The 10,990-nt window shown below is 31.0% G+C and carries 9 protein-coding genes and 2 pseudogenes; 3 read left to right on the forward strand and 8 right to left on the reverse strand.

Going from position 1 to position 10,990, the window contains the following annotated elements:
• The first annotated feature begins 91 nt into the window (after window positions 1-91).
• Window positions 92-511: a hypothetical protein gene (locus ACUXEY_RS25340; protein ID WP_429603314.1), complete on the forward strand. Its 420-nt coding sequence runs from the start codon at window positions 92-94 to the stop codon at window positions 509-511.
• A gap of 52 nt (window positions 512-563) precedes the next feature.
• Here the strand turns inward: ACUXEY_RS25340 and ACUXEY_RS25345 are convergent.
• The 6 genes and pseudogenes from ACUXEY_RS25345 to ACUXEY_RS25370 form a co-directional block, all read right to left on the reverse strand.
• Window positions 564-1,015, reverse strand: a pseudogene (locus tag ACUXEY_RS25345) (GNAT family N-acetyltransferase).
• 283 nt (window positions 1,016-1,298) lie between these two features.
• On the reverse strand, window positions 1,299-2,003 hold the full coding sequence (locus tag ACUXEY_RS25350) for an alpha/beta hydrolase (protein WP_144611652.1): 705 nt from the start codon (window positions 2,001-2,003) through the stop codon (window positions 1,299-1,301).
• Between the two features lie 303 nt (window positions 2,004-2,306).
• Complete coding sequence (locus ACUXEY_RS25355) at window positions 2,307-3,683, reverse strand: 5'-methylthioadenosine/adenosylhomocysteine nucleosidase (RefSeq protein ID WP_166704795.1); 1,377 nt, start codon at window positions 3,681-3,683, stop codon at window positions 2,307-2,309.
• 20 nt (window positions 3,684-3,703) lie between these two features.
• Window positions 3,704-4,702 carry a phosphotransferase gene (locus tag ACUXEY_RS25360; protein WP_461301858.1) on the reverse strand — a complete coding sequence of 333 codons (999 nt, stop codon included), beginning with the start codon at window positions 4,700-4,702 and terminating at the stop codon, window positions 3,704-3,706.
• Window positions 4,703-4,732: 30 nt separating this feature from the next.
• A complete protein-coding gene (locus ACUXEY_RS25365) occupies window positions 4,733-6,322 on the reverse strand; it encodes a M3 family metallopeptidase (RefSeq protein ID WP_461301859.1) in 1,590 nt (529 codons plus the stop codon).
• Window positions 6,323-6,442: 120 nt separating this feature from the next.
• Window positions 6,443-7,685 (reverse strand): annotated as a pseudogene (locus tag ACUXEY_RS25370) (APC family permease).
• A 143-nt stretch (window positions 7,686-7,828) separates the two neighbouring features.
• Between ACUXEY_RS25370 and ACUXEY_RS25375 the strand changes: the two are divergent.
• Window positions 7,829-8,266, forward strand: a complete 438-nt coding sequence (locus ACUXEY_RS25375) for an Lrp/AsnC family transcriptional regulator (RefSeq protein WP_461301860.1) — start codon at window positions 7,829-7,831, stop codon at window positions 8,264-8,266.
• Between the two features lie 30 nt (window positions 8,267-8,296).
• Here the strand turns inward: ACUXEY_RS25375 and ACUXEY_RS25380 are convergent, their stop codons facing one another.
• Window positions 8,297-9,157, reverse strand: coding sequence for a DegV family protein (locus ACUXEY_RS25380; protein ID WP_088082017.1), 861 nt, complete (start codon window positions 9,155-9,157; stop codon window positions 8,297-8,299).
• 213 nt (window positions 9,158-9,370) lie between these two features.
• Between ACUXEY_RS25380 and ACUXEY_RS25385 the strand changes: the two genes are divergently transcribed.
• The gene (locus ACUXEY_RS25385) at window positions 9,371-9,811 is read left to right on the forward strand and encodes a GNAT family N-acetyltransferase (protein WP_327961551.1); all 441 of its coding nucleotides are present in this window, start codon (window positions 9,371-9,373) and stop codon (window positions 9,809-9,811) included.
• Window positions 9,812-10,097: 286 nt separating this feature from the next.
• Here the strand turns inward: ACUXEY_RS25385 and ACUXEY_RS25390 are convergent.
• On the reverse strand, window positions 10,098-10,990 hold an 893-nt coding region (locus ACUXEY_RS25390), incomplete at its 5' end, for a BC_2427 family protein (RefSeq protein WP_461301861.1).

A 10,990-nucleotide genomic window follows, 5' to 3' on the forward strand; every position in this document is an offset into this window, starting at 1 on the left:
CCAATTGTATTATACAACTTCTTTGTTACATAAATGTGACAGAAAAATATTTGAACCTTTTAAGGGTATAGTAAAGACGAGGTGTTGTATTATGATTAAAAAAATCGGGGTCATTACTCTTCTTTGTTTCTTATTATCAACAAATGTGTTCGCAAATAGTAATCAACAAATTGAAGTATTTGATTGTCAAAAAGAAATGGTCATTCAAAAACAATCTTTAGATCCAGCTATTCAAAAAAAAGCTGTTCAATATGCTAAATCCATTACTGGCCCGTTCAAAAACTTAAACGTCGTTCCAAAAGATGGTCACATGATAAAAATCCCTTTATCTAAACCAGTTTCTATTACAAATCAATGGCTACATTCAACAATTGATGAAGTACTTATTCTTCTCCCACTTAACGAAAAGCCTTATATTATGCTTTACGATGATGAAAATAATCCGCATTTTTATTATGTAAAAGGTGATCCGAAGGGATTATTGAAAGAAATGAATGTTAAACATAATTGACTAGAAAAAAGAGACTTCATAAGCTTATTTTTATAAGCAGAGGTCTCTTTTCTTACTCATATAATACTTTATAGTGACTAGATCCTTTAACTAATTCCCCTTTCACAAATCCATTTGCAGTATAAAACGCATCACCTTGCTTTGTATCTGTATGTAAAACAACCACTTTAAAATACTTTCCGCATGATTTAATATTCGGATTAACAACAAATTCCCTAGCCCTATACGACGGTAGTCCTTTGAAATATAAAATCTCCTCACCCTACCAATCTTATTAGTTTCTGTATATGGATCCTCATTTAACCCTCCTATTCCAATTAACTTTTCCCCTTGAAAAACACCAAATAAACATTCACCAGTTTTATCAAATGTGTTTATTTTATTTTCATATTCACTTATTAGTCTCTTTAAGAAATTGAATCCTTCTTCTTTGCTTTCTTGAACAAGATAATCGTGTTCGTATATCATTAAATCTTCTATTTGTCGAATAAGTATATCTTTCAAGTGATTTCCTCCTTAATTTTGAAATACATAAAAATGCTCTAGAATTATTTATTCTGAGCATTTTTATGATTGTTACTTTATTCAATTTGTAGAATGGCTATTCTTCACTTCATATGTAAATCGATAATATAATTGTCTAATTTCTATACATTTAAAGCTATTAGTACTCAAAAATCATGAATAAAGCCATTTAAATAAATACATTTATAATATCTCTCAAATATTGTATTAGTTTATATATTCGCCATCCTTCTCTAGCAGACTCAAGATAAATTATAATTTGTTAATTGATATGTTTGTGTAACCACTGTTCAAATATCTTTAACTGTTCTACAGTATGAAAGTAATGTTCACCCGTCTCCATGACTTCTAATTCACAACGATGTTTTTTTCTAAAATCATTAATAGTTTCAAATTCGCACAGTTCATCCTTGGCTCCGTACATAATATATGTATCCGTATCCCATGTATTAATAGGATGTTCTTTTACATAACATAAATAATCCCAATATAACTTTTGACCAATCGGTGTCTCTATAGTCATTTCTTTTTGCAAAAGTTCTGGTGTCACATTAAACCATTTCATCATATTTTCGATAATTCGTTCCATATTAACTACTGGTGATAAAAATAATGCCTTTTCTATCACATCATTTTGATAGGCTAAAAGGCTAAAATAAGCTCCGATACTACATGCAAACACGCTTACTTCTTTCCAATGTTCTTTTGCGTAATTCATAATTATAGATAATTCACTAACACAAACCTGTACTTTGCAAGGTGTATTATCATTTGTTCTTTCTCCATGCTCAGGTAAATCAAAACTTAATACTTGATAGCCTTTTTGATTGGCTTCTTCAGCTAATATTTGAATAACCGCATCTTCCTTATTTGACATATTTCCATGTACTGCAATAAAAACTTTTTCACTTTTATCTCCCCATAAAACCACTGGAATATTACCAATTTTAAAGTAATCTTTAATCATATTTCCTCCGTAAAACAAGACATGTAGGAATTAGCAAAAAACTACAGAAACTATAAAATTCACTACTCAATTTTTAAGAAATTAAACTATTACTAATTCATCATAAGTGAATTAAAATCTTATTCTACCTCTGCATAACAGCGTATATTTTGAATTAGAAAATCATACTTTTCCACTTCTTCAGAAACTACAAACTCTTATTTTAATTCCTTATTCAGCAAATCTACTTCGTTAGTGGAAGAATAATTTTTTTAACAATTATATTATTTTTTAAATGGCTCTATTATAAATTAAACATCTTTACTATCTCTGCACAACTGACAACATCCCCTTCAACTCCAATAAATCATCTATTACTATATCCGCCTGAGCAAGTTCATCTTCTTGTGCAAAATCAAAATTGCATCCAATCGCAATCAAACCATTATCTTTCGCTGCATTTATATCAGATAACCGGTCCCCAACTACAGCTGCTTCTTTTATATCATATTTGTTCAAAATACTTTTTACTAAGTCGCTTTTATTAAGTGAGTTTATTTGTTCAATACTAAACGTTTCAGTAACCCATTGGTCTAAACCATAATAAGATACGATTGCTCGTAAATATTCAGTTAGACCATTACTAGCAATATAAATTGAACAATTATTTTCTTTTATATATGTAAAAATTTCTTTTACGTTCGGATATAAAGCACCTTTTCCTCTTTTAATGTTTTCAATTAATCTTTCTAAAAAATATGCATCCGTTTGTTCTCTTATTTCAAGAGAATGATCCGGTAATAAAGCTTCCCAAACTTTCGGTAAAGGCACACCCATAATTTCACGGTATTTATCAATAGGTGTTACCGTATCCCATAATTGTAGTGATCTTAAGTGGTCAAATGTATCATCTAACGATAATTCTAAGATTTTATCTGTTTGAAATAACGTTCCGTCCATATCAAAAATTAATGCTTGTAACATGTCATTCTCCCCTTTTAAACTATAAGTATTACTCGATATATTTTTCAGCATCTCAACTATAATTTCTGAACAATAATTTGCGGCAGTTTTCGCAAAGTCGTCATATGAAATTTGAGCTTCATCATCTGCACTGTCAGAAATACATCGTATAACGAGAAACGGTATATCATTTATGTGCGCAACATGTCCAATTGCTGCGCCTTCCATTTCTGTACAAAGTGGCGCATATTCATCTATTAATTTCGCTTTTAGTTTTGAATCTTCAACAAAACATTCACCGCTTACAATTCTTCCTACATGAACCTCCATGTGTAAATCACTACTATTGCATGCAATACGTGCTAACTCTATTAATTCCTTACTTGCGACAAATTCTTCTTGGAATGGGAATAAGTTTTTCATTTGAGTTTTACTTACGTCATGATGGGTAACATTCGTTGAAATAACGATATCGCCAACTTTTACATCTCGGTGTAACCCTCCAGCAACACCCGTATTGATGATAGCATCTACATGAAATTTATGAATTAATGTTTGCGTACATGCGGCTGCATTTACTTTCCCTACACCAGAACGTGTAATAATTACTTCTGTTCCCATGAATTCTCCAACGTAAAAAGGCATTCCCGCAATCGTCTGTTCCTCTTGTATAGCTAGTTTTTCTAAAAGTAAGTCTATTTCAATTTGCATTGCTCCGATAATGCCGATTCTCTTCATGAATGTTATCTCCTTTTTTGTTATAAGTCTGCCAATATATTATGTAATGAACTATAATTTTCAGCTATCCAATTCATTTCATCTGCAAAACGTGAAGGTGGTACACTATGCTGATCCATATTGGCATGAATCCACCATGTACTCTCCATATACCAAAGCATTTGAATTGCTCGAACAATACTCCATACTGGAAAGTCTAATTTATTACGGTATCCCGCTAAAAATGATGCAACTAGATTCTTATTTAATACTCCATCATGTAGAGCACAAGATATAACCGCACGCCCAATATCCAACTCTACATAATCATAATCCATACGATCAAAATCTAGAATTGCTGAGACTTCATCGTTATGGAATAAGAAATTATCTACCCATAGATCACGGTGCCCCCATCCTTTTTTACTACTATAAAATTGCTCTATATTTACTAATTGTGTTGCTTCTTGCTGTAATTTTATATGGGAGAGAATATGTTCTTTTCCTAGCTGTTCTGCTTCTCTCCTTTTATCTTCCCAATGTTTAAGCCTTTCCTCTTTAGTAGGCGGAACAAATTTAGGTTTTTCTCCTTCTATTAAAGAGCCATCATTTAACAATTTATGCATTTGACCTATTGTCTTACCAAGAGAGTAGATTTCCTTTTCATTCAATTTTCCTGGTGAAATTATATTACCTTCTTTATGTTCTAAAACTATAAATCTTTCATTGTTTTTTGATAAATGCATTACATTATTTTTATAAGTTAGGAGATTTGGACAACTTACACCATTATTATGTAGTCTTTGCTGTTGTTGTAATGCTTGTATTAAAAGTTCTGGGTTATACATTTTGTACCGTTCTTTATTATATTGCTTTAATACAAAAAATCCTGCATCCGTATCGAGTTTCCACTTTAAATTTAGCCAACCACGATGAATAGGTATTGCATTTCGAATTTTAAACTTAAATAAAGACTCACACTCCACTTTCAGCTCTTGAAAAATCATTGCAGCTTTTTTATTACATAATGGCTCAATCATCTTACTTATCCTTTCTTAACTTGACGTTCTTTACATCAGTTGCAAATATTCATCAACATCTTTCGAAATTTGTCTAAAAGCTTTATCCCAAAATGCATATCTCGTTATATCTATTTCAAAATGTTTTTTCATAAGCTCTTCCACTGGAGCTTTTCCTGTTTCTCGTAAAAACTTTTTATATTTCGAATGAAAAGTACTTTTACTTTCTTGAGCTATTTCTATTAAACTAAAACTAGCTAAATACCCAAATGTGTATGGATAATTATAAAAAGGAACATCTGCTATATAAAACTGAACATATTTCATCCAAACAAACGGCTGATATTCTAATAAAGCATGTCCGTATGCTTTTTCTTGTGATACTATAGATAATTTCTCAATTTCATCAGCACTTAAAGGACCTTCTTTACATTTTTCATAAAAGTTCTTCTCAAATTCAAATGATGCTCGTATTGCCATTACATAATTAAAACTATTTCTTATTTTCCAACTAAGCAATGACTTTTTCATATCTATACTATCTGTTGTTTGAATTAGATAGTTTATAAGCACGGTTTCAAAGAATATAGACGCTGATTCTGCTGTACTCATTGGCAAATAATCATCTAAAAAAGAAGTAGATTGTTCAAAGCTCATATTATAAAAATGCCAAGCATGTCCTAGTTCATGCGCAAGTACTCTTACACTATCGATACTTCCGTCATAACGCATTGAAATTCGCGATTCTTTCTCACTGAAGAAAGGAGCGCAAAACCCGCCTGGTGCTTTATTATCTCTCGGCTCCGCATCTACCCATCCACTCTCTATTGCATTACGTGCAAATTCTGCTAATTCTTTATCTATATTTTCAAATGCATCGTATATGTTTTGAACTGCTACTGAAAAGGGGAAATTAACCTCATTATTTTCCTTTACTGTCATAAGTTCATGCCATGTAATCGAAGCTTCCCCCTTCTTAAACACGTTTAAAACACTTACTAATTTATCAAGATTTTCTTCTGTCGCATTCCACATTTGTAATAATACAGTGTCAGTAATGCCATTCGCATGTAGAGATTGCGTTAAAACCTCTCTATCTTCTAATTCATTAATCTTTGTATTACGTAATCTCCCTATTTGACTTAATACAGTAGCGAAGATTTCCTTTTCCTTATGTAAAGCACTTGTTAATAACTCGAATACTTGTACTCTTTCCTTTTCATTATTACTATTCATTGCAATATTATTTGCTTGTCCAAATGATAATTGCTTATTATTGTGCTCTATTTCTATCTTATTTCTTAATTGTATGTACATATTTTCCCATGCATGAAGTTCATCTTTTATTAAATTAGTATTAATATTATTGGAAGTTTCCATTTCACTTTGCTGTAATACTTGCTGCACTTCTCTTTTCAAATCTATTACTTCCTCGGTCAATATAGTAAGGTCAGATGCAACACTTTCTTCAGCCGATCGGCAATACAAATAATATTCAGCCTTTTCAATAGCTTGTATAAGTTTTGAAAGGCCTCCAACAGCTTTTGTCGCATAATATTGTTCTTTCAGCCCTAATATTGGAGTTAGAATATCCTCAATCGCATACAATCGATCTAAATCCCACCTAGCAATTTCGTTCATTTTTATAGCCGCCTCCTATTTTTACAAATAGTTACAGATATTTCTCCCCTCACAATTATAAACGAAATGTAAAATTTTTAATATCTTTAAATATTTAGATTTCTATAAATACATTCTTATTTATATTCTTCTGCTACTGAAACGCACATACCATAAACATATGAATGCTACTGCTACTGGAAGCAGTATTACTCCTCCAATAAAAGGATAAACAACTACACAACATGTAAAAGCTACTATAGAAAAAAATTTACCTAACCTATTCTTTATTAATTTCATTCCAGCCGCAGTACCGACTATATATGTAACAATTCCTAACGAATTCGGTATTAATACAATTTTATCTATACTAATATGGAAAACGAAACTTATTAACAAACCTATTATTGCAGTGCAACCTACAACTTTTAATGCATTTGTTGGGGTTTCTCTTTTTTTATTTATATGTGCTAAATAATGTGGTGCAACTTCAGCTTTTCCTAATGAATAACCTAAGCGACCCATACTTGCGATAAATGCATTTGTCGTCCCTAAACAAATTATAAAAGCTACAAATCCAATTATCCATGCAAATTGCTCGCCTAATGTTTGTTTCATTACAAGCACGAGAGCCGTAGTATTATCAGCATTTATATGATAGGATTTCGTTCCAATTACTGATAATACAATACCTATATATAAAACTCCAATAATAACAATCGCAAATCTCGTAGATAAAATAATATTTCTTTTTCTAGGTGTTTTAAATTCTGGAGCTAAACTTGCAATAGCTTCCCAGCCGAAAAAAGACCAAAAAATTAATAATGATGCCTCTAAAATTGGATTTATTTCATGCATAGAAATATGTACATTTATATTTTTCATTTCAATATAAGGTAGTGAGCTAATAATCGTTACAATTAAAATAAAGAAAGTTAATACACCAATACACACTTGAAACCAACCACTCATTTTTAACCCGTATAAATTAAAACCAATTGAAATACTTAAAATAATAAGCGCTATAACGTAAGAGAAATATGGTGATAATGCAAACACTCTCACTATATAAGACTACGATTTGACCAACGCTACCCGCAATAAAAAAACACCATCCTATAATAGTACCTATATTTTTACCGAAAGCTTTTTCTGCAAACGTGGCAATTCCACCTGCACTTGAGTACTCAATCGATAAAAAAGCGAACGTAAATGCAAGTGGAATACTAAGTAATATCATAACAAGCCAAGAAACAATTGCATTCCCTTCTGCTACACTCGCTGTCATACCAGGTAATATAAGGATTCCCGATCCTAGAACCGCTCCGACGTATAAGGCTGTTCCCTTTTTAATAGAAATTGTTTCACTAAAATGATTAGACATTACATGCACCTCCACTTATATTTTAATTATAGAAAGTTATCATTCTATTCAATATAAAAAAGTGTATGTATTTTTTACATAAGGCTTTATATTATGTATTTGTTTAAGAAATTTACTTTCAATTTTGCAAAGGAGCATAATTCATGGATGAAATTGATAAGAAAATAACGCTATTACTACAAGAAGATGCCAGAATGACAATTACAGAAATGACCGAACACTTACACCTCAGCCGCCCTAGTGTTACCGAAAGACTAAAGAGATTACAAGATACTGGAATAATTGAAAAATATACCGCACGGATATCATTAGATGCAGTTGGAAAATCAATTCAAGCATTTTTAAGAATTGAAAATCTAAAGATTCCTTGCAAAAAATTTGAGGAGAATATCTACGAAGAATATAGAATTCTCGAATGTCATCGAGTAACAGGTGAAAGTAGCTATTACTTAAAAGTAGCGGTGCACTCTATGAAGGAATTAGAGGAATTAATTGATATCGTTATACCATTTGGAACAGTCAAAACTTCGATGATTTTATCTTCACCGATACCATATCGACCAATTATTACTGATTCATAAGAAAAAAGGATTGATCAAATGATCAATCCTTTACTCTACTTCATTTAAGAAGAACAATGTTAACGCACCAGGTCCTGTATGCGCACCGATTGCTGCTCCAATTGTATTTACGATAAATACCTCACAGCCAAATCTTTCAGTAATTAATGCTTTTAATGCTTCAGCTGTTTCTAAGTCATCACCGTGAGTCATAGCGATTGTTTGACCTTTAAGGTCTTTTCCGCGCTCTTCCATAATATCTACAATTCGGCTTAGTACTTTCTTTTTCCCTCGTACTTTTTCAAGTGGTACAAGCTTTCCTTCTTCCACGTTTAAGATCGGCTTAATATTTAATAAACCACCGATAAAACCAGCTACTTTACTTAAACGCCCACCTCTCACTAAGTACTGTAAGTCAGCTACTGTGAAGATATGTTCTATATGGTTCATTAGAAAATCAACACGTTTTAAAATATCTTCTTTTGATGCACCATCTTTCGCCATTTTAGCAGCTTCTAGTACGACAAGCCCTTGACCAAGCGAAGCACATTTTGTATCGATAATTTCTAAATCTAAATCAGCATATGTTTCTTTTACTTCTTCTTTAATAACAACTGACGATTGATATGTACCAGATAGTTCAGATGAAAAAGCTAAATATATACAAGGATTACCTTCTTTTGCATAAGAAACAAATTTTTCTTGGAAAGTTTCAAGCGAAGGCAATGACGTTCTATAAACAGCGCCTTCTCTCATGTTTTGCAATAATGTAACTGACTCTAATGTAACTCCATCTAAATACTCTGTTTCTGCTTCATCATAAACACGGAGTGGAATTAAATCAATATCATATGCTTGCAGCAATTCTACCGGTAAATCCGCCGCACTATCCGTAATGATTTTAACACCCATTTTTAAACCTCTATTCTGTTATAAATATAAAAAATATAAAATAAAAATAGTACTTTTAAATTATATACGTAAAACTTAAATGAAGAAAGGAAAAGACTTTATATTGTATTCACTATTCTTCAAAATTTGAACTGTTATTAAAATCATCTAAATTTAACCGCTTTACATTCTGTATAATAAAAATATATCGAATTTTCCAAAGGAGTGATACAAATGAGTATTCAACTAGCCACCTCTAATGATTTAGAATGGGTTAATAAACAATATGACGCTATAGGATTTGTACGAAGTGATTTAAATCGAGATATGGTAGCAATCATTACATACGACAATGCTTATGCAGGTGTTGGTCGATTAGTCCAAATAGATGAAGGTACTATTGAAATGGGTGGAATTTTTATTCTCCCTAAATTTAGAGGTCTACAATTAGCTAGGAAACTTGTTTCATTCTTAGTACAGACTGCGAAAGCATTAGAAATACAAAGCGTATTTTGTATTCCTTTTGACGAACTAGAAAGTTTTTATAAAACATATGGCTTTATTGAAGTTGATATGAAGAAAGAAGTTGTCCATCCAATTATTCTAAAAAAATATAATTGGTGTTTAGAAAATTATGATAAACATGTATTACTATTCAAATTGAGAGTCTTGTAAAAAAAAGTGAATACACTTTATTTTACACATCAGTTTATAGTAGGTAATTATCAATGTTTTTTATTAAATTCTTAAATCAAACCACATATAATCCAAATTTTATGCCTGTTTTTAATAAGTGTTAATAAGTTTGTTTTCAAACATGTTAGCACTTATTTTTTCATAGACCTAAATAGATTCATTTTATAAAGTAACTATCCCCGTTAGCAAAAATTAGTATTTATTAATATTACACTGAATTTATTGAGAAAAAAACATTTGTAGCATTTAGGGAATATATTCATTTTTAATTAATTCGTACTTGTACTTCCTGTTCTTGTATTACTTGAACGACTAATTCCAGTACAATATTTTGCATTAATTGATACACATTATTATGAAATGTACTTTGTTCTGAAATGTATTCAATACATTGATAAATATAACCTTCTACAAATAAGCTTCCTTTTTCAACTGTAAATGTATTTTGTCGATTTTTTATTACTTTTGGCACTAAGAATTCAGTTTTTGTCAAAACAATCTCTTGTTCCACCTCTTTTATTCCTATGACTTTTTCTTTAAATACAACTTTTTCTCGTAAAATAATTTCACCTTTATATTTTCCTATTTCTATTGGTAGCTTGGCTGTTATAACATTATTTATTTCTCCTTCATTTTCACCCTCTATTACTATGCTATGTATAGGAGTCCATGAAGATGTCTCTACCTTATTCTCTTCAATATTCCCTATGACTTTTTTATTATATAATTCCATAAGCACTCTCTTTTCATGAAGATTAAAAGAAACTATTTCACAATAAGCCTCCGAATGATACTGTTGTACTGTAGTTAATAGCTTAGAATCTAATTCACGTCTACCTACATCTTTTTCATTTTGAAAAACAAACTCTTCTTGATTTTTTATATTTATTTTTGGAAATATTTTAAAACTAGACACTTCAGAAATAATAGAAAATGGTGTTTTCACTACCATTGAACGTACTGAAGGTTCTATTTGTGATTCAGATGTTGCATTTTCTTTCTTTACTTCAGATACTTCCTCTTCTTTCTTTACTTCAGATACTTCCTCTTCTTTCTTTACTTCAGATACTTCCTCTTCTTTCTTTACTTCAGGTACTTCCTCTTCTTTCTTTACTTCAGGTACTTCCTCTTCTTTCTTTACTTCAGGTACTTCCTCTT

The sequence above is a fragment of the Bacillus sp. F9_6S_D1_P_5 genome (assembly GCF_054823925.1).